The following is a 26,323-nucleotide window of genomic DNA, read 5'->3' on the forward strand; positions in this document are numbered from 1 at the left end:
TTTCTGAATGATAAAAAAACAGCTATGCCAACCATAGCTGTTACTTTTTTTGCAACTGGCTGGCTTTCCTTCTGGATAAGTCCCTATAGCTTTGCGTCATTACCTTTCAGTAATTTTGCCGTTATTTTATTTTTTTATCCGGTGCTTTTTTACGATGTCTGCAGTTTCAGTTTCTGATTTTTTGAAAATCTGGATACGTTTTTTCTTTCCACTTGGTATGACGTGCAAATCAATCCCAATGATTCGATTTTTTTTCAACATTTTCATTATATAGTGAACGGCGGCTAAAAACAAGGTGTGACAATTAGTGTGCCACGTTTTTATTTATTAGCAACAATAACACGGGAGCGGCGTGTGATCGGCGTTTCGGGCGGGTAATACCCGCCCCTACAGGTCTGAAAACTGCATCATTTCGCGTACGCTGCGCTTGTTTTCGGGAAAAGTCATCAAAAAACCGCTGCAACGTCAGACGTTGCAGCGGTTTTTCATTTATATTTGGCCGGGTCAGTCCCGGTCATGGTGATGGTTTCCGGCGCGGCATCTGCGGCCGCCTGTTGCCATTACCGTTTCTTGCGGTCTTTGAGCTGCCGTTTGGCCTGTTTCATTTCGCCTTTGCTGCCGAACATCGTTTTGATTTTCTGGGCTTCCACCTGGCGGGCGTTCAGCCCTTCGTAGGCTGTCTCCCGCTGCAGTTTGCGGTAGTTGTCAAAGCGCTGCTGCGACAGGCGGCCGTCCGCGATGGCCTGTTGCACCGCGCAGCCGGGCTCGCCCGAGTGGCTGCAGTCGCCGAAGCGGCAGTTCTCTGCCAGCGCCGCGATGTCCTCAAAGGAGCGGTCCAGATTGGCGGTATCGAGATGAAGTTCCCGCATGCCCGGAGTATCGATGACCAGGCCGCCGCCGGGCAGCAGCAGGAGCTCGCGATGGGTAGTGGTGTGCCGGCCCCGGTCGTCATTGCGCAGGCCGTTGGTTTCAAGCACGTCGGCCCCCATCAGCTGGTTGATGATCGTCGATTTGCCGACCCCGGATGATCCGATCAGGGCGATCGTTTTTCCCGGCGCCAGATAGGCGGCAATCGCATCGTAGCCGGTCTTGTTGGTGCTGGAACAGACCACCACATCGGTGCCCACCCGGACGTCGGCAATTTCCTGCAGGTACTTCGGCAGGTCATCGCACAGATCGGCTTTGGTCAGCACAATCACCGGCGTGGCCTGGCTGTTCCAGGCAATCGACAGGTAGCGTTCCAGCCGGCGCAGATTGAAATCGGCATTCAGCGACATGCAGATAAAGACGAGATCGAAGTTGGCGGCAACGATCTGGTTCCCGTGGCTGGTGCCGGCGGCTTTGCGCTCGAAGCGGCTTTTGCGGGTCAGCACCTGGTGAATCACCGCATGGCCCGAGCTGCCGTCCTGCCGGTCAATCATCACCCAGTCCCCCACGACGGGAAAACTGGTACTGTCATACGCCTCGTAAAAAAATTTTCCCGAAACTTCAGCCAGCAGTTCCCCGTTTGCGCTGATGACCTTGTATAAGTCCCGGTGCTGCTCAAAAACCCTGGCAATAAACAGCACGCCGTAAAGGCCGGCTTCCTGTTTGAGCGCCTCTGTTAGTCCGTAATCTTCCAAATTATATTGTATCATTTTATCCTCCAGATTTTTTATTAATCCTATTGGAGGGTCAAAGGTTAGTGTATCGCTTCACCCTCCGGCGTTGCTACACTATCCATTTTACAGTTTTTCATAAAATCTCCTTTTCTGTTGTTTTAGTTGCGCCAAGATCGTTTCAATCCGTTATTTCCGGCGCAAATGACCGACGTGATGACTATCGTATTCCACAACATACAATGATTCCTCATCATCATCAGCCGTCTCATCACCAAAATCGATCGGCTGCTTTCTGGCACGTTCTTCGGAAGTCGAGATCCGCTCCAGATTTTTGATGGCCGGTTGGTAGGTGGGATCCAGCGCGTAGGCGGCCCGATAATGCCGGTGGGCCAGATTATCCTCTTTCAGCAGTTCTTCCAGAATCCCGTACAGGTTGTGAACGATTGGTGAATGGGGATTTTCAGCCATCGCCTGTTTGATGTTTGCTTCCGCCTGCGGGAAATCACCCGCCTTAATTGCAGTTTTTGCCAGCTCGATATAGTCCTCAAAATTTCGTTGCGTATCAGCCATTTTCCTTCTCCTCAATAAAGTGATTGTTCTCAGTCTTCATTATAATGAATATCCAATAAATATGGCATTATGATTTTTGTCAAACAGATAAAGATTCTATTAAGGAATTAAAAAGCCGGCGTGGACCGCTTATTTTGTGCCGGCCTTGCGGTTAAGGGAACGCCGGATTGCTGCAGGTGAAGGCGTCGACCCGGTGATACTGCGACTGGCCGAGGTGGGAAAGCGCCTCCAGGGTCAGCTCATCGCCATTGATGTGGAAGATGACGGGCACCTGATCTTCGGTACAGCCATCGGCATCACTTTCGTAGCCGCTCCGGAGCAAGCGCCCCTCTTTGAGTTCATAGCTGCACTCCAGCCGCTGCCAGGTGCCGTCATCAAGGCGCTGGTCGAGGATCACGCGGTGATCCGCGGTAAACTCATAATTGACGATATGGTCCGAATCGCCCGTTTCCCATTTGCCGACGATCGGGCTGGCCGTTTCGCAGCCGCATAATCCGATCATCACAATGGCAAGCAGTGCCGCCAGTAATATTTTTCTTTTCATTTTATCACCCGTTATCCATTCAAATCGGTAACGTGCTGTTCCGAAATTATGCGTCTATTCTACCACAGCATCGGCCGCCTGACAATCCGCATTTGAACGATCAGCCCGATGTTTTAATTGACAGTTTATCGATTAAAACGATACAATATTATTAAATGTGAGTAAATAACTGATCATTCGACAATTGTGAAATTATTAATGTCCGAACAGAAATTGCTTTGATGCCGGTTTACGGTAGTTTTGCACTTGACGGATTGACCTATAAAGGAGATAAGAATGGAAAAGAAATTTGTTTATGCCGATAATACCGCGACGACCGCGCTTTCCGATGCGGCGTTCGATGCGATGATGCCGTACTTCAAAACACTGTACGGCAACGCCTCATCAATCCACAGCCTCGGCTACGAATCCAAGAAAGCGGTTGAGGAATCCCGCAAGAAAGTCGCGGCCGCGATCAATGCCCGTGTCAACGAAATATATTTTACTTCCGGCGGCAGCGAATCCGACAACTGGGCGCTGTGCAGCAGTCTGCTGATGCGCGGCGCCAAAGGCAAGCATCTGATCATCTCCGCGATCGAGCACAGCGCGGTCTTTCGCACCGCCGAAACCCTCAAAACCCGGGGTTACGAGGTGACCTGCCTGCCGGTTGATGAATTCGGCAAGGTGTCGCCGCAACAGCTGAAAAATGCGATCCGCGACGACACGGCGCTGATTTCCATCATGATGGCGAACAATGAGATCGGCACCATCCAGCCGATCAAGGAGCTCTGTCAGATCGCCCGCGAACGGCGGGTGCCGTTTCATACCGACGCCGTGCAGACGGTCGGACACATTCCGGTCGATGTGCGGGACCTGGGTGTCGACATGCTGTCGCTGTCGGCCCATAAATTCCGCGGGCCGAAGGGCGTCGGCGCGCTTTATGTGCGGACCGGATTTGCCCTGCCGCCGCTGATCATTGGCGGCGGCCAGGAAAAGAACAAGCGCTCCGGCACCGAAAATGTTCCCGGGATCGTGGGGATGGCGACGGCGCTGACCGAAGCGGTGACAAACATGGCCGACAATACCCCGAAAATCACCGCCATGCGCGATCGCATTATCGCCGCGGTCATGCAGATCGACGGCGCCTCGCTGACCGGCGATCCGCTCGATCGGCTGCCTGGCATCGCCTCGTTTCTGTTTTCCGGTCTGGAAAGCAAGGCCATGGTCGCAGCCCTCAGCCAGGCCGGCATCTGCGCGAGTTCCGGCAGCGCATGCAGCTCGGGTTCAACGGAGCTGACGCGGGCCCTCAGCGGGATCGCAAAAATTGATGCGAACGCACCAACGGAGAAAGTCGGAAATCCGAAATACGGGGCGCTGCGGCTCTCGCTGAATGAGTGCAACACCGCGGCGGACGTCGATGCGATCCTCCGTGAGTTGCCCCTTGTCATCCGCGAGCTGCACATCCGCAAACCGTCCCCGCTGTTTTAGCAGGCAGATATGGGGACGATTCGTTCGTCGTGCCCCACCCCCGCCATTATGGAAAAGCAGCAGCAAAGGTCATGGCAGTCGGTGCTGAGTCTGTTTCAGTTCTTCAAGGAAGATATCCGAGTGACCGACATTTACGCCTCCGCCATTATCGTTTTCAACCTGATCAACTCGATTGTCGATCAGATCGTCTTCTGCGACAATGAGATTGATGACGAGCGCATTTTACAGGCCGGCATCGATGCGGTCTTCCGTTTTTTGACCGAATAAAGCATCGAAAAAAATGAATCGCTCAACATGCATTGAAAATGCGATCGATCCATGAAAAGTATCAAAATTTTAAAACACCTTTTGGAGGTAGAAATGATGTTGCATAATAAAACAATAACCCTCGGGATTACCGCGTGCAGCCCGGCAATCAAAGCACTGGACTTAATTCGCGAATTGAAACATTCCGGCGCCAACGTTCATGTGATAATGACACCCAATTCCGTGAACTTTGTCAGCCCCCTGCTGGTTCAAAGAGAAGCCGGAACCCCGGTAGCTACGCTGGCTTGCTGAAGCGGCTATGAAACCCGCAGCAGCAGCCATTCCCGAAGCCCCTCCGGGAGGGCCAGCAGTAGTGAATAAACAAATGGCAAGGCTACCGGATAGCGGCCTTTGAGCTTTTTACTGTCCAGAATCGTGCCGATCTCCCCCGTCGCCTGGTGGAGATCGGCGCGTTTCTGTTTTTTTTGAAAAGCCAGATCGCGTTGGTAAAAAGGATGGTACGGAGACTGGCTGTTGTGCATGTGCTGATCCGATTTTTGCGACAGCGTCCGGAAAAAATCGGTGTCCATGGCGCCGGGTTTAAGCACCGCCACCTGGATGCCAAAGCCCTGCAGTTCCAGCCGCGCGGCGTCGCTGATGGCTTCCACGGCGTGCTTCGAGGCGCAGTAACCGCCATTGACCAGTCCCGTCAGCCGGCCGGAAACCGAACCGATGTTGATGATCCGGCCGTCCCCCTGCTCTCTCATAATGGGCGCCACGGCCTGGATCATCCGCACGATGCCGTAGACATTGACGTCAAACAGACGCGCCATTTCTGTCAGGTCAATCTCCTCGACGGCGGCTCTGACCGAATACCCGGCATTATTGATCAGCACATCGATCCGGCCGAAGGCGTTCATGACGGTGGTCACCGCCCGATTGATGGAATTCTGATCGGTGACATCCAGCGCGACTTTCAGCGCCGCCGGTACCCCCTCCAGACGCTCAAGCGCTCTGGCGGTTGCGACCACCCGATCGCCTTTTTCGGTCAGGGTCCGGCACAGCTCCCGGCCGACCCCGGACGAACACCCGGTTATTAAAACGACTTTTTCTGCCATTGTTTTCACTTCCTGTTCTATTGGCGATGGCGAAATGTTGGTGCGTTTTGCAATCGTCCAATTTGTTTTACAATAGCATAGCAAAAACAAATAGAGCTGTCATTGCCAAATGACAATTACAGCTCCCGTTTGATGCGGCTTAAAGAACTCGGGGTGACGCCAATGTAGGAGGCGATGTATTCCTGCCGGACCCGTGTGGCCAAATCGGGATAGCTGGCGACAAACTCAAGATAGCGTTCTTTGGCTGGCAACCGCTGGAAGGCCAGGCCCTTTTCATCACTGAGAACAAAGGCATGGCGGAACAGTTTTTCATACAAATCCCGCAGCACCGGCGCGTCATCGAGCGCCTGGCGCAGGGTCGCGACGCCAATCTGCGCCACCTGACAGTCTGCCAGTGCTTCAATCCCGTATTCGGAGGGCCCATCGTCGAGCAGGTTGTAGATGCAGCACCAGTCGCCCGCCTGGGAAAAGCATTTGGTGATGTCCGCGCCAGTCGCATCCAGATAAAAGCCCCGAACCGTCCCCTGCAGAATCAGACTGACAACTTTTGTGTTTTCGCCTTGCGGCAGCAGGATTTCGCCTTTCTGATAGTGCCGCAAGTGAAACAGCGGTATCAGGGCCTGAATCAGATCAGTGTCAAACCCTTCCTGGTTCAGATAGTCATGCAGACTGATTGTTTTTACCATTTTTTATACTCCCTAAGGCGCTACTCGATGAAATCCGTGCGCAGCGGCGCTTCGTAATCCGGCATGGCGACGTTTCGTCCGTCATGCCCCGGTCCTACTTAAAAACCACCTGTTTTTTTAAACTCCGGACAGCCGCAACCGCGATGATTTTGGCCAGCGTGCTTTTGACGGGATTCACCCGGGTTTCATAGAAATAATGCTGTTTATCCCGGTAGAACTGGTGGTCGGCCGGCAGATTCTGCGCCGACAACGCCGCCATTTTCTTGAAGAGCCGAAACCAGATCAGGTTTCCCAATGGCGGCGGGGCATCGTTGGAATTGGCCATCGCGGCATAAAAACAGGTGGCGTTTTTTTCAATGGCCCGCTTGGTCTGATTCGCATACTTTGCTGTGGGCTCCCAGGGGGCGGTGGTGATTTTCAATTCGCAGACTTTATTGCTGCCGCCAAGGGTCATGGCAAGCGCCTTGTTCACCTTGCTCAAACCAGAACCGCCATTGGCAACCAGCATCAGGGACTGCTTGAAAAATTTGGGACGATGCAGACTATAGGCAAACCGGTCCATGAAATTCTTCATCAGGCCGCTGACATTCTGGGTATAGCCCGGCGTGTTGAGGATGATGCCATCCGCGGCCAGTATTTTCTGCTCGATGCGTTCCCGGTCATCCTGCAGCGGGCAGCAGCTCTCCCCTTTTGCGATACAGGCAAAACAGCCGCGACAGGGCTGCAGATTGACATCTTTCAGAAAGATATACTCAAAATCAATCGCGCCGCGGCGCTTCAATTCGGTTTCAATCTGCTGGACGATCGCGTACCCTTTGCCCAGATGCGGACTCCCCATAATTGCGATAACTTTCACTGTTTGACCTCCTTGATTTAAAACGATGACGGGATGACGTGGGGACGTTTCGCCCGTCATGTACCCGTCATTGCGATCGTTTCTATCAGTTTCATGCTCCATTACGCGATCACATCCGGTTTTTCATTGAGAAAATCCGGCAAGTGTTCAATGATATCCGGCCGCCATCCGGTTAATTTTTAAACTTCATGCCGATTGAGAAGGCCTGGCCAATTTGCTCCCCGATCGCATAATACTCCCGATCTGATGCACTGAAGACAAACGGTGATACTTTCTCCAACGATGGAACGCCCTTTTCGTCAAGGACATCATAATCAGCCTTGACATCGATGATTTCACCAATGAATTGGGTGTGCACGCCAAGATCAACGGTTTGAACGAGTCGACACTCCAGAATGAGCGGAAATTCGCCAACAAAAGGGGCATCGACCATTTCACTTTTAACCGCGGTTAAACCAGCCATCGCAAATTTATTTGTATCTTTGCCGCTGACAAGCCCCGCATAATCTGCCTCAGCAACTTGATGGCTGGAGGGGATGCTGATGGTAAATGCTTTTCTTTTCATGATATTTTCATAGGTCGCCCGTGGTTTCTGTAAGGATACTGTCACGCACGGTGGGCCAGAACAACAGATGCCGCCCCACGCCGCCGTCATTATATTCGGATCATCGTCTTCACCATAAGTTCCTACCACCCATACCGGACTCGGCAGTGCAAAAGTTTTTGCCCCGATTGATTTTTTCATCATTGATTTCCTCCGTATTAATAAATATCTGTTTCAAATGATTATTATATACTTGCGGCTATTTGTCAACCAATTCAACCCAGAAACGCTTAGCGATAAGCACTCATCTCAGGCTGCTTTCATGGTTTATAATTTCATAAACCGCTTGATCAGAAATCGGGTCGGTTTGTAATAAAAACCTTCCATGGCTTTGACAACCGTGTCCAGTTCATCCCGGATTTTGATATTCTGAGGGCAATGGCTTTCACATTTGCCGCATTTCACACAGAGGGAGGCATTGCTGGTCTGGCTTTTGACACTGGTTTGCATGATATATTTGCTCAGCGCCGCCCTTTTGCCTTCGATCTCACGATCATTATACGTCGAAAAGCAGGTTGGAATGTCAACGCCCTTGGGACACGGCAGGCAGTAATTGCAGCCGGTACAGGGGATTTTAATCTTGTCGCTTAAAATTTTTGTGACCTGATTGAACAGCTCAAAGTCGGCGTCGGTAAACGCATTGGCCTCTGCCTGGGATGCCGCTTTTATGTTTTCTTCAACCATCGTCTGAGAATTCATGCCCGATAAAACAACCGTGACTTCCGGGTGATTCCAGATCCAGCGGAAGGCCCATTCAGCCGGCGAACGTTTCACAGCGGCATTCTCCCAGACCTGATAGACTTCCTTCGGCAGATTGGTGACCAGTTTTCCGCCTCTTAACGGTTCCATGATCATAACCGGCAGCCCTTTGGCCGCGGCGTATTTTAAACCTTCGGTTCCGGCCTGCTTGTTTTCGTCGAGAAAATTAAACTGGATCATGCAGAATTCCCAGTCATAGATATCCACCAGCTTTTTAAATTCGTCCCGGCCGCCGTGGTATGAAAAGCCGATATTGATAATCTGGCCGGCCTGTTTCTTCGCCTTGATCCAGTTCAGAATCCCCAGATCCACCAGCCGCGTCCAGATGTTCACATCCGTGAGCATGTGCAGAAAATAATAGTCGATATGATCGGTCTGCAGCCGTTCCAGTTCGGTATTGAAAATCTTGTCCAGGTCTTCGTATTTCTTCACCAGATAGGGGGGCATCTTGGTGGCAATTTTCACCCGGTCGCGGTAACCGTTGGCCAGCACCCGGCCCAGAATGGCTTCGCTCTTGGGATAAATGTAGGCGGTGTCAAAATAGTTGACCCCGTTCTCGATGGCATAGATAATCTGCTGTTCAACCTCTTTTTCATCTTTGGCAAAGCGCATACAGCCAAATCCAAGGGCTGAGAGTTTGTCGCCGTTCTTAGGATTGATCCGATAATTCATTTTAATGGTACTCCTTTTAGTTTATTAGGTAACTGCGAAATGTCGTATGCTTTCCGATCAGTATCGCAGAAACCAATTGGTTGACGAAATTGCTTGTAAAGTAGCAAGTGTTCAATGGTTAAGCGTTTGGTATGATGCATCAATTTTTTAATAACAAGGAAGTGACTGATTAGTCAGTCGCCGGCAAAAAAAATTATTTTTTAATACTGTCCCATAGAAAACTGAACGATGTTTCCAAAAACGCATCGTTGGCAGCCAAACTGGGGTTATCGATAAAATAATAGGTGTTTGCATTCAAGATACTCATCAGCAGATTGCTCATATAATCCAGATTGACATTTTTGATAATTTCCTGCTCAATCCCTTCGGCAATTAACTCAATGATATTATTGAACTTGCTTAATCCTTCTTTCCGGGTTGTTTCACCGATGCAGGAAGCATTGCAGAACTGTTGAAAAAACAAAAATTCATCCGTATGATCAAGACTCCAGCCGATATAGTTGATATAAATTTTTTTCAGCTTGCTTCTGAATGTGGTCTCCTGTTCAAGCCCTAAGGACAGATGCCGGGTCAGGGATTCTTTGCAGGTTAAATAAAGAACATTGATCAGTTCTTCCTTGCTTTTAAAATAGTTGAACAATGTTCCAGTGGCGACACCGGCCTCTTTGGTAATGCGAGCGGTTGGCGTGCTTTCAAAACCGTAAGTATTAAAAAGTATTAATGCTGCTTTTAAAATGAGTTCTCTCTTATCCAATCGTTTCCTCCAGATCTTACTGACACTGAGTATAATGCAAAATGACTAAACGGTCAATATTATTTTTGATGACATCCTGACGGCACGCTGCCTTTTTTAGATCATTCATGCCGGGTTTAAAAAGCCACTGCGATCCGTAATGAAAAATGATTTGATCGTTTAACAATAAATTTCGTCGGCCAGATTTTCCATCCCGACGATGTGCTTGTTCAGTCGGATCATCGCGTCAAGCTGTTGAACCGGTGCCGTCACTGCGCCCAGCCGGCAGGCCACCGTGCAGTGATAGCAGTGAATGCACCGGTCCGGATCAATCGTGGCGGCATCGTTCAGACTGATGGCGCCCACCGGGCATTCCTGCACACATTTTTTGCAGCTCCTGCAGGTATCCGGGTTGATGGTGATGGGCAGCTCACGCTTTTTCCCAATCACGTGAACCAGCGGATAAAGCACCTTGACCCGTTTCTTCCGGAGCGCGAAAAGTTCTTTCTGGCGATCAGCTGAAATCGTCGCGAAGTCCTTCGCCCGCAGCGCTTCATAAAACGACCCGATAAAAGCTTCAGCGGTTTGCGTCGGAAACGGATCGGGGTGATGAAAATGAGGGGCCGTCACCTTCATCGCACCGATCACGGGAATGCCGATCGATTCAAGCAATAAAGCCGCGTTAGAAAAAGCCTTACCGGAGGTGATGCCGCCATAATTGAGATAAAGAAATGCTTTAAACTGATAATTTCGCTTGGCCGACTGCAGGGCCAGAAAAAAGCGTTTCATCGGGTCCAGCATCTCCATATGATAAGCCGGCGCCCCGAATCCCACCAGATCCGCTGCGTCGATGGTTGCAAGGATTGGGCCAAAATTCTCCCGGTGCTCGCCCCTGCCCAGATTGATTAGTTCGACGGTATGACCGTCTTCTTCGATGTTGTTTTTAAGCACCATCGTTGTTTTTTCAGTGGTGCCGTTGGGTGAAAGATAGATTAAAATAAACCGCATGCTGCCTCCATTTTATTGTCATTCTTTTTTTGAATTGATGTTCCCCGCTGCCGCCTCAGCCGGGATCAGCTTTAACTGATGCAGCGCCCGGTAAATGGCAAGGCATTCCCCAATCACGACCCGGCTGATGCGGGGGTGATCCTGTTTGATGGCAGCGATCAGTCCGTCATCGTTCGCTGCCAGGACCGCGGTATCATTTTGATAAAGATACAGCGAGACGGCTTTAAAATCATCGAGACCGTCGCTGTTTTTGAGTAGCCAGCGGTAAACCTGATCGATATTGATGATCAGTCCGCGCCGGGTGCCGATAAAGGCGTCCGTGTCATCGTCGCTGTCAGGAGCAACCGAAGCCGTCAGTTTGTCTTCGATCAGGGTGGTGGTCAGAATCAGATTCATGATCCGGTGCTTGAAGTTGGCGGTGTAACTGGCCGAGTTTTTGATGTCTTTGAAAAAATTGACGATGATCTCGTCGTACATCGCCAGCAGATCTTTGCGGGCATCCTGCTCAGTGTAGGGCAGCACAAATTTGCTCAGCAGCATCACCACGATGCCCCCGATGATCACATAGGCGATGCGGTCAAGGCTTAAATTGGCGGCACTGTCGATCAACACCAGCGAACTGATCGCCGTGACGGTGGTGAAGATCATCGAATAAACGTACTGATTCATAAAGACGATCGTCAGAAACAGCGAGACAATCATCACCAGCGCGACGGCATTCTGCAGATGCAGGATCGAAAAGATCACAATCACGAGGATGCCGCCGATGATGGTGCCGACAATCCGCGAGCCGGTTTTCTGCCGCGACATTTCATAAAACGGAAAGGTCAGCGACGAGATCGTGAACAGCAGCCAGCTGCCGTGTTGCAGCTGAAAATAGCCGACCAGAAAGGCGCAGATCGTGATGGCAAAAGCCAGCCGGAAGGCATAGGACAGGCTCAGCGCGTCGATTGAAAGCTTAACCCGGTACCGCTTCATGGCCCTGGCATGACTGGCGGGAGCGGCGGTTTGAGAGACCCGGTGATTTGTTTCGGGATCCGGCGAAACAAAGGCCGTCAGCCCATCCTGCAGAAACTCCAGCTGGCTGATCACGCCAAGAACCGCCAGATCCGCCGTCGTCTCGTCCCCGTATTGCTCGAAAAACGCCTCAAAATCGATCGCGGCCGCAGCGACCGGATTTTTTTCGGCCAACGTTTCGCCGATCTGCGCCATTAACCGGCCCAGATCAGTGAGTAGCGCATCCCGGTTTGCAACCGCCGCCAGCTGCGGCAGCAGATCATTGATACGTTCCAGAGCGACGGTCAGATCCAGGTAGATTTCACTGGCCCGGGTGAAATAATAATGATCGATGCGCGCGTCGTAAAGGATGTGCTTGAGCTGATCGACCGCCGCCCGGATGGCTCCATCGGCGGATTTCACGTCTTCCCCGTTTCTGATGCCGGTGATTTTCAGGCCGAGGTTGCGGCAGATGGCCGGCAGGATCTTGCGGCTTTGCACCCCGACCCGATTCCCGTTGACCCGCCACTGAATGGCCATGATCAAGACCGCCCCGGTGGCCAGCGCCGCCAGCCGCAGCGGCAGGGCCTCAAGGCTGACGGGCGCGACTATCAGAAAGATGTACTGCATGCTGAACGGCGTCGAGATCGGCGAGCTGATGGTATAGCTCAGGGCCGCCGCGATCGTGAACAGGCTGATGAAATTGATCGGGATCGCCAGAAAAAGATTGAGTGATGAGGCGTAGGCAACCAGTCCCATGATGACATTGAACAAAACCAGCTTGAGCGTATTTTTGACCGGATTCGCGGTCAGATCCCGGGACAGATACATCAGCACCGCCAGCACCGTGCTGACGCCGATAGTTGCATTGTCGCTGCCGAACAGAAAGCCAAAGAATCCGACAAACAGGAGGATGGCAAATAGCAGCGCCATCGGTTTCACTAATTTTTTAAGCATTTGCAGCACCTCGTCAATCCCCGAATATTTTGGGCGTCTTTCTTTTATGGTTATTATATTTTCTTATTTTATCCTTTTACCCGTTTCTTTTCAACTTATTTTAATGGTGCCGGAACGGTTTTAATCGACATCGCGGAAATCACAAAAAAAGCCCCTCATGTTTGCCACAAGGAGCGTTTGATAATCAGGCCCCAGGGCCGGCGCGCCATCAACTAATTGCTTTTCAATCTGAACAGATGCTTGATGGCCATGATGGGATCGTAGCAGATCATTCGGGGTCCGCAAAAACGCATGATCTTTTGAATCTCTTCGCGTTTGACTTTACTGTAGCAGTGGGTGGTGCAGTGATTGCAAAAGCCCTTGCTCTCACCGTAGCGGCAATGGTCCAGCCGGTTTAAGGAATAGTCCAGAAGCGCTTGACAGTCGTCACAGAGCACTTTTGACCGGTGCTTTTTGCGACAGTAGATTTTTATCATGCGGGTGAGGGTTTGCTTTTCGCTTTCAATTTTTTGCATACGCTGCTCCTGATTCTGCGGAATCAATAAAAAATTTCATCTGGTTTTCACCTTACTTGCCACAGCATTTTTTGAATTTTTTACCGCTGCCGCAGGGACAGGGTTCATTCCGTCCCACTTTGTTTTTCACTGTCGGATTGCTGATCTTGGGACCATCTGGTGGGATTACAAAAGGCGCTTTGGGTAATGGCTTGAGGAGCTTTTTTTCTTCCTGAAAAAGCTCGTCCGGCGTATGCCCTTTCAGCACCCACTGACGGGTGCTGTTATGAACAGCGGTTACGATTTCAGTCACTTCCTGGGCAAATTCAAAGGATGGAAATGCCAGCCGGCTTTGGAGATATTCCATCATCTGCGTCAGCTTGGCCCCCTCATTAATCATGCGGGTCAGCTTCAGGACGATTCCATTTAAATCTGCGGCAGAAATATCATAGGATTCCCGCACAAAGCGGATGAACCGATTCAGCTGCGGTGTTTTATCAGTAAAATCCGGATCACTGGCGTCCATCAACTGTTTGGGGCTGAAGGCATGATAGTCAAGGCCGGATCTCATTTTTTGTTCCTGAAGAACATGTTCCGGGTCAAAAACCTTCCGATCATGAAATCCGATTGTGGTGAAACGCAGTTGCCCATAAAAATCGCAGGCAAACGACATCACATGGATGAATTCAAGCATATCAATTTTCTGACCGGTCAGGGTTCGACTTTTTCCATCAGGGGCCGAATCCCCATCACCCCATAATAATGGAGCATGCCATGGGTTAAACAGATCCACTGAGTGTTGCGCTTCATCAACCGTTTCAGCTCAGGTCCATCGCATTGGGAAAACACGGCACGCAGCTCAGCGGGCATGCATAATATCTTTTGCTTGTGATGGATGACCGGAAAAACAAGACCAAAGTCCCGGAGCGGTTCGAGGTTGGCAGCTTTCATTCCAATATCCGGGAGTGTCCCGGAATGTTCAATGATCGTTTCAAGCAGATGATACCGGTTCTGATCGATGCGATCGAGCATCTGCTTGAAATTCGCAGGAATCAGCCGAGTCAGGGCTTTGGCCAGTTCTTGTTGTTAAGGGCACTCAGATTTTTGAAATCATAATTTTTGCGAATTTTGTCCATTTCAGACTTCGATAATCCGTAAATGGCATCATAAAGGCTGCCGGGAAGCTCATCCGCTTTCCACAGCCGCGCTTCCCGCTTTTCCTTTAATTCCTCCAGATAAGCGGCGGAGTTGTTCAGTAAATTTAATCTTAATGTTTCCGTTCTTTTATCATCCTTTTCAACCACGAAGCAGTCCTCCTCAGATCAGATCGGGTCGTGCGGTTTTCACGTCAGAAACCGTTTCCCCATTGTTTTTTTATATTATAAAACCCGCCCACCGTTGGCTGACCATAAGATTTGCAAAAGAAGGGTGCGTTTGCGGTCTGGTTTGGGGACAGAAAAACCACAACATGATCGCTGTGGCATCGGTTTTGCGAATAGTATAGCACAGAAAATATTGATTGTATAAGCGTTAATTTATGCAAACCATTACTGCTTTCGGTTCCGGCATTTTTGTTCTCGTCGCAAGTTTCTGTGCCGGGGCTTTTTTTGTTTTGTAAAGAATTCTTAAGAATTTGAATGACCCGATCTTCATAATTATCGCTTATGCTTAAACAATCAGATTAATTAAGGTTCAAGGAGAAGTGATGAAGACAAAAAGAATGCTGTTATGTGTTGTGATTGGGGCAGCCCTATTGATTGGCGGGAGTGCCGGTGTTGATGCCAATTTTCAGAAAATGCCGGCGGCTGCCGGGAAGACGTCGTCCCTTTCGCCGGCGACCCTGCAAAATACAATTTCGATCACCGGCGTGCTTGAAAGCGATCCAACGGATATGATTTTCTGGATCATCTGCCCATCGAAAATAACAGCGACGCTGTACTGTCTCGAAGACACAATCAATAAAACGGCCTGGCCCCGTTTAAGTTCTCTTTCTGGTTTTCCTTTTTAATTTGACTTTGTTGCCGTCTACCGATATTTCGTCAATGCTTCGCAAAAAACTTGAAAAGCGACTGAAGCCATAATCATGGATATTGAAGTGCTTATGGTTTGTTTTCAAAGCTTCATGGATTTTCGACAGGTTTTCGACAACCCCGCCGTTTTTGGTGATGAATTCGATTATTTCCCGGGTCACGGTCGTGATATCGACATCATTTTTCATCTTGACAAAAAAGGAGCCGTCCTTTTCTTCGATGTGAATTTTCGGGAATTCCTCACGAATAAAAACGTTCAGTTTCGTATAACCATAATTTCTGACATCAAAATCAGTGAAGAGTTTGCCCAACGAAGAACCCACTTCACCCAGCGTCAAATAATCAGATTCCGCAATCATATTGAGGATTGATTCCTGGATTTGACTGATCGGGGTGACATTTGATTCCAATGTCTCCGGCGGTTCGGCATTTTTCCCATTCGGCACCGTCTCCGCAATATTTTCGATCTTCGGCTCATCCGAGGCAATCAGATCAAGATGGACAAATTTGTTGCAGGCTTTGGTCAGCGCGAGCGGTGTTTTCGATTCCCCCATCCCGATCACATACGCCTGCGATTCTCGTAAACGCATCGCCAGTTTCGTAAAATCACTGTCGCTGGTGACGATGCAGAAAACGTCGATATTATGCGTATACAGCATGTCCATGGCATCAATCACCATGGCCATATCGGTCGCATTTTTTCCTTTTGTATAATCAAATTGCTGAATCGGCTGGATCGAGTATTCCAGTAACATATCCTCATTCCAACCATAGGTTCTTTTCCAGTTCCCGTAAATTCTTCTGATCGACACGGTTCCGAAAGCATTCAGCTCATCAAAGATGCTTTTCACATATTTGGCGCTGACATTGTCGACATCTATCAATAACGCGATATTATTCTCGCTCAAAAAAAAATCCTCCGCTTCTTGTTTTTTATTTAGTCATTCAAGTGTAACCTGGCACCGTCAGCGCGGGAAGCGGCCGGCACCGTTATCCCCGTGGCAGCGCCCGCCCGGCTTAGTGTCTGTTTTGATACGCTTTGCACATTGCGCTATTAGCATCGTTCAGCAGTTCTTCCGCGTTCATGCCATCGCGGGGGAAAACAGCAATGCCCAAACTGGCACTGATATTTATTTCCGCCTTTTCGATCATAAAGGTCTCCGCCAAGGCGGCTTTTATTCGTCCCACATAGTCGTCGATTTCGGCTGCTTTCAGATCGCGGCGAATGATTAACGCAAATTCATCGCTGCCCAGGCGACCCACGATATCATCTTCGTGGATCTCATTTTTGATTCGGGCAGCAATCTCTTTCAGTAATAAATCGCCATGATGATAACCCATCGACGTATTGATGCTTTTGAAATCATCGACATCCATATAAACAACCGCAAAACTTATTTTTTTACTACCCGCAATTTCCACAAAATGATCCAGCTTTTCAATCATCATTTTACGATTGGGCAGCTCGGTTAAAATATCGAAGTAGACAAAATAATTCTGCCTGATTTCTCTTTTCGTCATTTCGTTATTGTATTTCGCCATCCGGATATTCTGTTTGATAACTTCTTTTTCCGTCGTTGTCAGTTCCTCATACAGGTCAGCCAGTTCTGCCTTTTGTTGTGAAACTTCTGCCAGTTTCGCAGCGAGACCTTTCCCGTAAAATGAAATAATGCTGATGGTAATGATGGTACAGATTGGGACGATCACACCCGGGATGGCATTCAGGTTACCGTTTCTGATAATCAGAAGTGCCACCATGACCGATTCCACCAGATTCATCGCAACGGCGACCGGATATCCCTGCTTTTTGACCGAGATAACCAGATAGGTCGAAATCATCACCTGGAACTGGGCCGCCACGCCACCGATATTGATGCCAAATAAAAACAGAAAACGAACTTGTGCTAAGATAGTTATACCATATAAAAGAAGACAGATGCCAATTTTTATCCAAGGCAACTGCTTCTTTTTGTCGAAATTTATTTTTTTAGTACCAAAACGCTCAATCAATTCGGTGTTACTTCGATTCGTATCCATGCAAATCCCCTCTTAACAGTTAATAAGATTTGGTATTCAGATCGGTTGTTCACTTTGATTTTAACCTGGTAAGGCGCAGCCTGGTTTTTTTAGTTGCTTTGAAGGTATTCTTCAAAGGTGATATCCTTATCATGGATCACTTTGGCTACATCTTTCCCGACATAGCGCAGATGCCATGGTTCGTAGGAATAGCCGGTAATGCTGGTTTTATCATTGGGATAACGGATGATGAAACCGTAAAGATAGGCATTGTTTTTAACAAACTGACCTTCTTTGGTGTCACCGAAGCTCTCCAGCAGATCAAAGCCCACGGATTCAGCGGTGACATCCATGGCCAGGCCGGTTTGATGCTCGCTTTGCCCGGGTTTGGCGCTGACCAGATCGGCTTCAGACTGACCAAGAGCACTGACGTTTTGAGCATAGAGTTCCTTTTGGGTTGCATAGGAGCGGTAGCCGGAGCAGCAATAAAGCGTCAGGCCCTGTTTCGTAGCCGCACTAAAAAGCTCTCCCAGCGCCGTTGCCGCAACCGAACGCATCTGCGTGTCGCGCACGCCGGCAAGGTCAACCCAAACCAGATCCGCCGGCACATAGTTTTGATCGAGGTTGGTGGTTTTATTGACCAGGACCAGAACATCGCTGGGATCAGCTGTTGACGGGGCGGTTGTGGTGCTGGTATCGGCCGTCTGGTTGTCGGCAGCGGCGGTTGTTGTTGTCGCTGCCGGCGACGATTGGGCGGTTTGTGAACTGGTGGTCTCAGTGGCCTTGGGAGTTGTCTGAACCGGTTCCTGCTTCGAAAAGAACCGGCCCAGAAAAAGCACCGTGACGACCAAGATGATGATGATCAGGACTCCGAGAGCCCCGGTCATCAGAATAAAACGTTTTTTATTTTGGATGTGCATATTTTCTCCATTTCATACCAATTAATCATTGGTTATAACTGTAGCCCCGTGAATTGATGGAAATCATGTTGTCGCCCAGCGGTTCGCAGTTGATATTGAGACTGCTGCTCATTGATGTCCCGGTAATATTGAAGATCGACAAGGTGGCAATTGTACCGCTCTGGTTAACCCCAATAATCTGGTAATTACCGCTGGATGAATAGGTGCTGCCGGTCGAGGAGGTATAGGAATAGTTGACCGAACCGCCGCTGAAATAATACCGGGTCACTGATGTTCCGGAACGGGACGACCAGGAACCGGAAATATTATTTTCAAATTTGACTTCCGGCGTTTCAGCAATCACATAAGTCCCTTCGAGGGTCTTGCTGGGGTAGCCATTGGCACCAACTTCAATGGTCTTGATCGTGGTCTGACCTGGATTCAGCTGAATCGCGCCGGAAAATTCGGGTGAGCCGGTACTTGGCTGAGAGCCGTCAGTTGTATAGAAAATACGATCAGCCGGATCCCCCTTAATAATTTCGACCACCTGGCCCCCCTGATACGCGCCGGGATTCAGGTTGAAAGAAGGGGATTTGACCATGAATTCACCTTTTCGTTTAATGAAGGTTTCATCCCCGGTTTCCTTGGCGGCCCGGTCCATCAGGGCAAAAAGGGCATCCTCGCCCACCTTGGCACTGACTTCGGAATCGATGTAGGCATTGTAAACCTGCTTTATTTTATCGAGATCAGTGATCCGCTTGAGGGCGTCTTCATAATAGGTGCGGGCGTTGTTGAAATCACCGCTTCCCGAAAGGGCTTTGGCCTTTCCGAAAATAGCTTCAGGATTATCGGTATCAACGACAGTGACATTCTCAAAGGCCTTCAAGGCTTCACTATAATTCCCCTGGGTTAGCAGCAATTCGCCATTTTCCAGACCGGTACTGATCTGTTCATTGCGTTCATAGGCTGAATAGCCGACGACGCTACCGCCAATCAGCAAACAGCCCAGAACAATCGAGCCAATAATGATCGCCTGTTTTTTGTATTTAAATGGCTTGTATTGTTTAAACATCAGTGATTCGGTGGTTTCAATCACCTCGGGTTCGGTCATCACATGGACCAGCGCCTCGGTTTTCTCATCCAACAGGGCCTCGGTGGCTTCCATCATCAGCGCTTCGGTTTTTTCCTCATCAATCAAGGCTTCCGTGGCTTCCTCTACCAAGGCTTCGGTTTTCTCTTCCGGCTCGTCGGCCGATTGCGAATTTTTATTTTGATCTTCTTCCGGAGTTTCGAGGAGCATTTCGGTCTGATCGACATCGTAGTCCTCAATGGCCGTCGAAACGTTCTCAGTTGGATTGCTTTTTTGCTCTGCTGTCTGGGTGGTCACTTCTTCAGGACTGGCATCTGCCGGACTGGTCGTTTCGTTTTCACCGGTTTGCGTCAGAACCTGGGAATCATCCGGCTTGCTTGTCGGATTGGCCGCTTTGGTCGGATTGTTGCGTCTGTTTTTACGGTTTGATTTCATCATATCCCTCTTTCTTTTCAGCTGTTTGCATCTTATGGAATTTCCACATAAAACTGATTGACACCAAAGCTCACACTGTCACCGTTTTTTAATGGATAATTGTCATTGGGTTTAAGTGGCTTTTTATTCAGAAACATGCCATTGGTCGAACCCAGATCAGTGATATGATAGGTGCCGTTGTGACAGCTCACCAGACAATGGGAACGGCTGATTCCTGCCGCCCGCAGCACAAAATCGACATTTTCCGGTCCCCGGCCAATCGTAAAGGGAATCTTGGTTACCGGGATTAGGACCCAGTCGCCTTCAACCTTGACCGGATGAAAAATCGGCAGCTTATCTTTCGTAACCGGATACGGCGGATCCGCCATACTTTTGGGGCTGGCCGGTTTTTCGGGAGCGGGCTCAACCGTTTTTTTAATCGGAATGTTCCTTTTTCGGGCCGATTCCTGAATCAGTTCCTGAACGGATTGATCAAGTTGCTCACCCGCTCCGGGATAGGTTCGCACCAGCTTGATGACTTTATTCAGGCGGTTGAGTCCCCGCTGATCCAGTGCGTTTTCAGAAAGAAACTGGCGCAGCGTTGATTTTAGATGGTCTAAATCCCGTTCAGTCTTTTTAGAACTCGGCGATTCAGGTGCTTGTCTGTTTGCCGCCACCGGTTTTAACGTTTTTTCGGCTTCTTTGGTTGCTGCCAGCCGGCCGGTCGTTTCATCCTCCTGATCCGGGGCATTGACCTGCAGAAAATCGACCAACACATCGGCCACTTCGAGACAATCGCCGGCAACGATTTCATATTTGCGACCGCTGTCAATTTTCACACCATTTAACAGGGTACCCGAACTCGACTGCAGATCCTCGACATACCAGCGGCCCTCACTCTGGGTCAGCCGGGCGTGATTGCGGCTGACTGTTTTGTTCTGAATCCAGAAATCACTGCTCAGCTGATCCCGTCCCAACACAAAGGGGGTCACGGCAAGCTCATAGAGAGCCCCCTGATACATCATAACCAAATCACTTTTTATGCTTTCTTTATTATTGTCATTCATGTTGCCTTCCTCCAAAAACTTTATGATCTTATAGACTGATTAACCCGATAAATAACAGGGTTGAAAAAATTAAAAACACCTCAATAGCCTGACGAATGAGTTCTTCATCTTTGATCGTACGCATTTTGTTTTCATGGGACAAATCCCATAAAATCGCATCAAAGCTCAGATAACGATGGCGGGGATTGACCGCCAGGGCTTTTTTGATGATTTCGCCAGCTACACTTGGCATCGTTTCGCTGAGATGCTCAGACATAACCTGATAACTGTGCCAGGGCTCGGTTTTCATGTTCTCCGGTTTTTTTCCGGTACACAGTTGATACATGGCCGCACCATAGCCATAGATATCGGTCTGGACGGTACCGGGCTTTCGATTAAATCGCTCCGGTGCAGTATAGGACAGCGTTCCATAAACCCGTTTGTCGGCTTCATCAATCTGTTCTTTTTTTCGGGCGAGGCCAAAATCAATGATCGTAATGCCGCCATCGGCAGTCAGAATCATGTTGTCGGGCTTGATATCCCGATGAATCAGGCCCTGATGATGGAGATAGGAAAGGGTACTGGCTACGCTTTTCATGAAATCAGATATCTTTCCGGCTTCAAGTCGACCTTTTTCGCGGATGATTTGGCTCAGCGGCTTCCCGGTGATAAATTCCTGAACCATATAGAGGTAGTCGTCATCCTCTGTTACATCAATCATTTTGGGGATTCCCGGATGATCAAGGTTCAGCATTACATTGGCTTCCTGTTTGTATAAAAGCCGATTTTTACGATAGGCTTCCTTATCAAGCACTTTAAGGGCATAATCTCCCCCGGACTCATCAGTACTTTGGACATGAAAAACACAGCCCATTCCCCCACAACCCAGGCGTTTCAGGACCTGATATTTATTTTCGAATTCGCTTTTGACCTTTTCTTCGATTTCAGCAATTTTTTCTCTTTTCATTTCCGCTGCCAAACTGTTATCATCCCCTTGCCTCATCGTCACCCGTTTACATCGGCAAATAATCCTATCAAGCGCCACTAATAACGCTTACAATTATTGCTATTTTCAATTGCTCCATTTATTTGATCTTTTCATTCAACAATTCTAAATTAATGATAGCTTGCTCCGCATAATTTGTCAATTGTTTACGAATGCAATTTTGTTTGTTTTGAAACTAAACGAACAAACGCCGAAGACTCAGTCAACAATTTCCTTCATTTTAACACAGAAAAGCAGCCTGCTCAATGTGTGACAAGTCATGTGCCACGTTTTTTTACAACGCTCTAGTTTAAAGCCCGCCCGCTTCGGTCTTCACCAGTTTAATTTTAATCCCTTCCAGCCGCAGGCTCAGCGCCGATGTCCCGGCCACTTCCCCGGATCTGAACCAGCTGCTTCTGTCGTTCTCGTCCCGCAGCCAGCCCCGGTCCTGCACATGGACATTGTAAAGCAGGGTGTAGCCCGGCAGATTGTTCAAGGTCAGACAGATATTTTCCAGCCGCAGGCTCCGGCCCGTGGTCCCGGCCGCACTGCCCATGGCAAAGGGCCCCAGATCACCCTGATTCTGCACGTGGACGGTGGTTTCAATGCTGGCGCCTGCCGGCAGCTCGCCGGTCAGCTCCACCTTCAGCGCTTCCAGCCGTTTGGACTGGCCATAGGTGCCGGACAGCGCCCCGTCGGTTTTCCAGTCCGTTTCCCAGCCCAAGTCCTGGATATGGGTCAGGTAGCGGATGTCGATCACCGGCGCCGGCGGTTCCGGTTCGGTCCCAGTAACCATCAGCGTGATGGTGGTATCTTCATAGTTTTCCATACTCACCAGGACGGTGATGGTGGCTGCCGAAGCGACAGTGTCTGCGGCAGTTGTCACCACTTGATTGGCCAAAGGACGGCGGAAATCATAGGAAATCAGCCCGTTTGGATCAATGGTCGGTGCGCCGTTTAACAGACCGCCGGGATCATCCACTGAGCCCAGCTGGTAGCGAGTCTGGCCCCGATCGGCCGGCAGCAATGCCGCCAGATCGGTTGATCCGGTTGGCTGGCCCCCGCTGATGGCGCTGCTGACATTGGGAATTGCCGGCGCTACCTGTTTGGCCACTGTCACCGTGGTCTGAGTGCGGTAATCCTGATATCCCGGGCAGGTGATTCTGATAAAGACCTGGTGTTCCCCGGCATTGGTGATGGCCGGCGGCGTGGTGCTATAACTGCTGCCGTCGAGACTGTAATAGACCATCGCGCCCGCCGGAGCCCCGGTGATGTCCACCGCCAGCTGGCCGGTCGGGTCAAAGCTGATGGTCTGGGGCGTGACGGTGATGCCCCACATGCTCGGGGGCGTATAGCCGCCGCCACCGGATGAATAGATGGTAAAGTTCCGGGTCACTTCGTCCTGATAATTGCCCTGGCCGGTGATGGTCACTGTGGCTGTGCCGGGGCTGGTGTTGCTGGTATAGGCCACGGTGTAATCGCTCTTGCTGATCGTGGCGCCGCTGTCGGTGACCGTGACCGTTGGTTCAATCGCAGCCCCGGTATAGGCATAGCTGTTGGCCGGCAGGCTGATGGCAACCCCGGCAGCGTTCAGGCTGCGGCGAGTGATGACGGGCGTGATCGAAAAAGTCTCAGTTGCAAAAGCAGGGTCAGAGGGAGTGTAAGTCGCTGAATAGGCGGTAGTGTTGCCCACTGCCAGCACCGTATCTTTGTCTGCATTGGCCCAGCTCCAATTTTCCGTAGGGACACTGCCATTGCTGAAGGCAATATCACCGAGCCTGGTACCATAGGCCGCTGCGGCCGTCGGCGGGGCCGAAATACCGCATTTGACAGCGATGTCCTCGGTGACGGCTGTAGCGGCTCCAAAAACAGTCTGGTTTGCATCCTTCCAGACATAACCCGTTGTTGGCGACGGCAGTGTCACGTTGCCGTCCAGATTGGCATAGGCTTTGGTCTCAGCCGTAATACCATTCCCGACCTGAAAAGTGACCTGGTAAATTTTATCGGTTGTTTTCAGTAACGGTAATTCATCCACATCGAGCTGCTGGCTCCAGACCGGCATCGTCGGATCCGTCTGTCCGGCTTGCAGCAGCCAGGTGATTTCGCCGGAGGCAAAGGCGTCCGCCGTTTTGACCGCGGTTTGACCCGCTTCGTCTTGTGTCGTATCGCTAATGCCAAAGGCTAGTGTGCTGGCACCGGCGTTCACCGCCGAGCCGTTCAGATAATAGCAGTTGCTGCAGTTAGAGGCAATATCTCCACCTAAGATCCCCCCGGTAGATGGACCCGCTCCGGTAACCGCCCCGGTCTGATAGCAATTAACAATGCTGCCGGCATCGCTGATGCCGACAACCCCTCCCACACTTGAATCTCCCACGATATCACCAATATTGGCACTGTTTTCCACCCGACCGTTATTTAACTGCCCCACGATGCCACCAACATAACGAATCCCGGCCACATTAGCGGTATTATAACAGTTAATGATGCTAGTATTTCCTGATATGCAACCGGCAATACCACCAACATCATCTGTTCCAGAAACACTACCGCAATAGGAACTACCGCTGATAGTACCCTTAAGCGATCCAACTACGCCACCAGTAGATAATGCCCCATCCAAATTAGCCTCGACCTGACAGTTCGTAATGCTGCCATCTGTTCTACCGGCAATCGCGCCAAACCCACCAGCATTTCCTGAACCTTTAATATAGGATGCGGTTATCTTCAGATTATTGATGTTAGAGCTGCCTCCACAAACCCCAAACAAACCTTGATAATTCGCACCAGATGTATTGATATAAATACCGCTGATGGTATGGTCATCGCCGTCAAAGGTGCCGACGTAGTGGTTTACTGAATTCCCTATCGGCGTCCAGGCTGGCATAGTGTCAATGTCTGTTGGTGTTATTGTAGCATTCCAGGCAGTCCAGTTGCTGGTATCCCGTAGCGCAATATCTGCCGTCAGCTTGCCATTGGCACTGGTATTGCCGGCATTGACATATTTGGCAAATTCCGTCAGCTCTTCCAGGGTATCAATTTCAACAATACCCTCATTATTGAAATTGAGCTGGTATTTTTTAACGGTAAAGACCAATCCATCCTCCGCTGTAAATTGATAGCTGGCCATTTTAGCCTGACTGTAGGTGGTACCACCCACCGTATAGCTATAGCAATACCCGGGGGGAGCAATTGGTAGCGCCAGCATATAGCTACCGGTATAACCGCTGGCATAAGTATCGACAACCCCGTCTTCTTCATAATCAAAGGTGATTAGTTTATCGAATACCTCGGCGTTGACACTGGTCAATGACGGTGTTGCCGCACCCGGGTTCTGTGTCCAGCGCAGCCACTCAGCCGGGTAGTTCGGACTGTCATACTGATTGAGCCGATAGGCTACCTCCCCAGAGGCAAAGGCCGCAGCGGTTTTGGCCTCGGTTTTACCAGTTTCATCTGCGGCATTGCCAATGCCATAGGCTGGGGTGCCGGTGGTGACGTCAATTGCCGAACCGGTTCGGTAATAGCAATTGACGAAGATACTGTTCCCGGGATTATAACCTAAGATGCCACCCACATATGAATTTCCTCGGATATCACCGCTATTATAGCTGTTTTTTATAAATAATTGATTGTTTCCGTAACCGGTGATGCCCCCCACACCATGATCACCGGTTACGCTGCCGGTATTACAGCAGTTGCTGATTTGTTTAAATTGAAACAAATCACCGCTAATACCACCAACACAAGATATACCGGTAACGCTGCCGTGATGGGAACAGTCGCTGATGGTACCACAAACGGTTCCAGCCACGCCTCCAACATTGTCAGTTCCAACCAGATTGGCCTCGACCTGGCAGTTCGTAATGGTGCCCTCCAAAATACCGGCAATCCCGCCCGTATAAACCTTACCATTAAGATAGGATGCCGTCACCTTCAGATCCTTGATGACAGCGGGACTTGTACAAAAGCCAAATAGCCCCGTATAATCCGATCCCGGCGCATTGATATAGACGCCGCTGATGGTCTTGTTATTGCCATCAAAGGTGCCGGCATAATAATGATATTCATCGGTACTATAGTTTCCTATCGGCGTCCATGATACTATTCCTTCTGGCGCCGTTTCCCAAGTTGTCCAATTCGTCGCTGGGTTATTATTTAGCGCCTCATTCAGCTTAATATCTTCTGTTAATCTGGCATTAGTCGTCACATCAAGGGTGCCATCATTTATCCCCGCTGCAAAATCGGTCAGCTCTTCAACCGTGTCAATTAAAATAGTGCCGTCGGCATCTTTCTCGAAAGTGTTCGGATCCTCCGCCATCACCGGCATCGCCCCCATTATCCCCACAAACACCAACATCACCAGCAATCCCATCATCTTTCTTTTCATTTCGGCCCCTTTCGTCGTTATTTATTCCAGCTTGCCGCTTTGTCCGCGGCAAACAACCATTAGTTACGTTCACTTTCCTGCTATTGGGATAGAAAAACCCCTATTATAGCATTTCACCGCTATTATAGGGGTAAATGATTATTCTGGG

At 49.9% G+C, this 26,323-nt stretch carries 26 protein-coding genes and 1 riboswitch; of the genes, 4 read left to right on the forward strand and 22 right to left on the reverse strand.

What is annotated here, in order from left to right; translation table 11 throughout:
• Positions 1-47: 47 nt before the first annotated feature.
• Positions 48-130: riboswitch (cyclic di-GMP riboswitch) on the reverse strand.
• Between the two features lie 430 nt (positions 131-560).
• From rsgA to GH808_RS05740, 3 genes are all read right to left on the reverse strand, one after another.
• Positions 561-1,637 carry a ribosome small subunit-dependent GTPase A gene (gene rsgA / locus GH808_RS05730; protein WP_186841826.1) on the reverse strand — a complete coding sequence of 359 codons (1,077 nt, stop codon included), beginning with the start codon at positions 1,635-1,637 and terminating at the stop codon, positions 561-563.
• A gap of 150 nt (positions 1,638-1,787) precedes the next feature.
• Positions 1,788-2,171 (reverse strand): hypothetical protein, encoded by a 384-nt coding sequence (locus GH808_RS05735; protein WP_186841827.1) that lies wholly within the window; start codon positions 2,169-2,171, stop codon positions 1,788-1,790.
• Positions 2,172-2,322: 151 nt separating this feature from the next.
• Entirely contained in the window at positions 2,323-2,715 is a 393-nt protein-coding gene (locus GH808_RS05740) for a hypothetical protein (protein WP_186841828.1), read from the reverse strand.
• 276 nt (positions 2,716-2,991) lie between these two features.
• Here GH808_RS05740 and GH808_RS05745 point away from each other — a divergent pair, with 276 nt between their 5' ends.
• The 3 genes from GH808_RS05745 to GH808_RS05755 all read left to right on the forward strand — a co-directional run bounded on the left by GH808_RS05745 (position 2,992) and on the right by GH808_RS05755 (position 4,740).
• The gene (locus GH808_RS05745) at positions 2,992-4,182 is read left to right on the forward strand and encodes a cysteine desulfurase family protein (protein WP_186841829.1); all 1,191 of its coding nucleotides are present in this window, start codon (positions 2,992-2,994) and stop codon (positions 4,180-4,182) included.
• A gap of 9 nt (positions 4,183-4,191) precedes the next feature.
• On the forward strand, positions 4,192-4,449 hold the full coding sequence (locus tag GH808_RS05750; protein ID WP_186841830.1) for a hypothetical protein: 258 nt from the start codon (positions 4,192-4,194) through the stop codon (positions 4,447-4,449).
• 93 nt (positions 4,450-4,542) lie between these two features.
• A complete protein-coding gene (locus GH808_RS05755; protein WP_243166126.1) occupies positions 4,543-4,740 on the forward strand; it encodes a flavoprotein in 198 nt (65 codons plus the stop codon).
• A gap of 5 nt (positions 4,741-4,745) precedes the next feature.
• On the opposite strand, the gene GH808_RS05760 is transcribed toward GH808_RS05755, so the two are convergent.
• The 12 genes from GH808_RS05760 to GH808_RS05815 form a co-directional block, all read right to left on the reverse strand.
• Positions 4,746-5,546 carry an SDR family oxidoreductase gene (locus GH808_RS05760; RefSeq protein WP_186841831.1) on the reverse strand — a complete coding sequence of 267 codons (801 nt, stop codon included), beginning with the start codon at positions 5,544-5,546 and terminating at the stop codon, positions 4,746-4,748.
• 116 nt (positions 5,547-5,662) lie between these two features.
• Positions 5,663-6,232, reverse strand: a complete 570-nt coding sequence (locus tag GH808_RS05765) for a Crp/Fnr family transcriptional regulator (protein ID WP_186841832.1) — start codon at positions 6,230-6,232, stop codon at positions 5,663-5,665.
• 94 nt (positions 6,233-6,326) lie between these two features.
• Positions 6,327-7,088, reverse strand: a complete 762-nt coding sequence (locus GH808_RS05770; RefSeq protein WP_186841833.1) for a flavodoxin family protein — start codon at positions 7,086-7,088, stop codon at positions 6,327-6,329.
• 172 nt (positions 7,089-7,260) lie between these two features.
• Positions 7,261-7,836, reverse strand: coding sequence for a flavin reductase family protein (locus GH808_RS05775; RefSeq protein WP_243166127.1), 576 nt, complete (start codon positions 7,834-7,836; stop codon positions 7,261-7,263).
• A 123-nt stretch (positions 7,837-7,959) separates the two neighbouring features.
• Positions 7,960-9,123 carry an aldo/keto reductase gene (locus tag GH808_RS05780; RefSeq protein WP_186841834.1) on the reverse strand — a complete coding sequence of 388 codons (1,164 nt, stop codon included), beginning with the start codon at positions 9,121-9,123 and terminating at the stop codon, positions 7,960-7,962.
• 193 nt (positions 9,124-9,316) lie between these two features.
• The gene (locus GH808_RS05785; protein ID WP_186841835.1) at positions 9,317-9,877 is read right to left on the reverse strand and encodes a TetR/AcrR family transcriptional regulator; all 561 of its coding nucleotides are present in this window, start codon (positions 9,875-9,877) and stop codon (positions 9,317-9,319) included.
• Between the two features lie 159 nt (positions 9,878-10,036).
• Positions 10,037-10,864: a 4Fe-4S binding protein gene (locus GH808_RS05790; protein WP_186841836.1), complete on the reverse strand. Its 828-nt coding sequence runs from the start codon at positions 10,862-10,864 to the stop codon at positions 10,037-10,039.
• Positions 10,865-10,882: 18 nt separating this feature from the next.
• A complete protein-coding gene (locus GH808_RS05795) occupies positions 10,883-12,817 on the reverse strand; it encodes an FUSC family protein (RefSeq protein WP_186841837.1) in 1,935 nt (644 codons plus the stop codon).
• Positions 12,818-13,029: 212 nt separating this feature from the next.
• Complete coding sequence (locus GH808_RS05800; protein WP_186841838.1) at positions 13,030-13,332, reverse strand: nitrous oxide-stimulated promoter family protein; 303 nt, start codon at positions 13,330-13,332, stop codon at positions 13,030-13,032.
• A 52-nt stretch (positions 13,333-13,384) separates the two neighbouring features.
• A complete protein-coding gene (locus GH808_RS05805) occupies positions 13,385-14,005 on the reverse strand; it encodes an SEC-C metal-binding domain-containing protein (RefSeq protein ID WP_186841839.1) in 621 nt (206 codons plus the stop codon).
• A gap of 17 nt (positions 14,006-14,022) precedes the next feature.
• Complete coding sequence (locus tag GH808_RS05810; protein WP_186841840.1) at positions 14,023-14,343, reverse strand: hypothetical protein; 321 nt, start codon at positions 14,341-14,343, stop codon at positions 14,023-14,025.
• A gap of 29 nt (positions 14,344-14,372) precedes the next feature.
• The gene (locus GH808_RS05815) at positions 14,373-14,615 is read right to left on the reverse strand and encodes a hypothetical protein (RefSeq protein WP_186841841.1); all 243 of its coding nucleotides are present in this window, start codon (positions 14,613-14,615) and stop codon (positions 14,373-14,375) included.
• 401 nt (positions 14,616-15,016) lie between these two features.
• On the opposite strand from GH808_RS05815, the gene GH808_RS05820 reads away from it, so the two are divergent.
• Positions 15,017-15,319, forward strand: a complete 303-nt coding sequence (locus GH808_RS05820; protein WP_186841842.1) for a hypothetical protein — start codon at positions 15,017-15,019, stop codon at positions 15,317-15,319.
• On the opposite strand, the gene GH808_RS05825 is transcribed toward GH808_RS05820, so the two are convergent.
• The 7 genes from GH808_RS05825 to GH808_RS05855 all read right to left on the reverse strand — a co-directional run bounded on the left by GH808_RS05825 (position 15,290) and on the right by GH808_RS05855 (position 26,175).
• Positions 15,290-16,249, reverse strand: a complete 960-nt coding sequence (locus tag GH808_RS05825) for an NYN domain-containing protein (RefSeq protein WP_186841843.1) — start codon at positions 16,247-16,249, stop codon at positions 15,290-15,292. The two genes, GH808_RS05820 and GH808_RS05825, sit on opposite strands and share 30 nt — an antisense overlap.
• Positions 16,250-16,358: 109 nt before the next feature.
• Positions 16,359-17,378: a GGDEF domain-containing protein gene (locus GH808_RS05830; RefSeq protein ID WP_186841844.1), complete on the reverse strand. Its 1,020-nt coding sequence runs from the start codon at positions 17,376-17,378 to the stop codon at positions 16,359-16,361.
• A gap of 89 nt (positions 17,379-17,467) precedes the next feature.
• Positions 17,468-18,277, reverse strand: a complete 810-nt coding sequence (locus GH808_RS05835; RefSeq protein WP_186841845.1) for a M15 family metallopeptidase — start codon at positions 18,275-18,277, stop codon at positions 17,468-17,470.
• Between the two features lie 25 nt (positions 18,278-18,302).
• Positions 18,303-19,784 (reverse strand): chitobiase/beta-hexosaminidase C-terminal domain-containing protein, encoded by a 1,482-nt coding sequence (locus tag GH808_RS05840; protein ID WP_186841846.1) that lies wholly within the window; start codon positions 19,782-19,784, stop codon positions 18,303-18,305.
• A 29-nt stretch (positions 19,785-19,813) separates the two neighbouring features.
• Positions 19,814-20,827 (reverse strand): FHA domain-containing protein, encoded by a 1,014-nt coding sequence (locus GH808_RS05845; RefSeq protein WP_186841847.1) that lies wholly within the window; start codon positions 20,825-20,827, stop codon positions 19,814-19,816.
• Between the two features lie 28 nt (positions 20,828-20,855).
• Entirely contained in the window at positions 20,856-21,773 is a 918-nt protein-coding gene (locus tag GH808_RS05850) for a serine/threonine protein kinase (protein ID WP_186841848.1), read from the reverse strand.
• Between the two features lie 328 nt (positions 21,774-22,101).
• Positions 22,102-26,175 carry a PEGA domain-containing protein gene (locus GH808_RS05855; protein ID WP_186841849.1) on the reverse strand — a complete coding sequence of 1,358 codons (4,074 nt, stop codon included), beginning with the start codon at positions 26,173-26,175 and terminating at the stop codon, positions 22,102-22,104.
• Between the last annotated feature and the right edge of the window lie 148 nt (positions 26,176-26,323).

Source organism: Acetobacterium fimetarium (assembly GCF_014284475.1).
Lineage (GTDB): Bacteria > Bacillota > Clostridia > Eubacteriales > Eubacteriaceae > Acetobacterium > Acetobacterium fimetarium.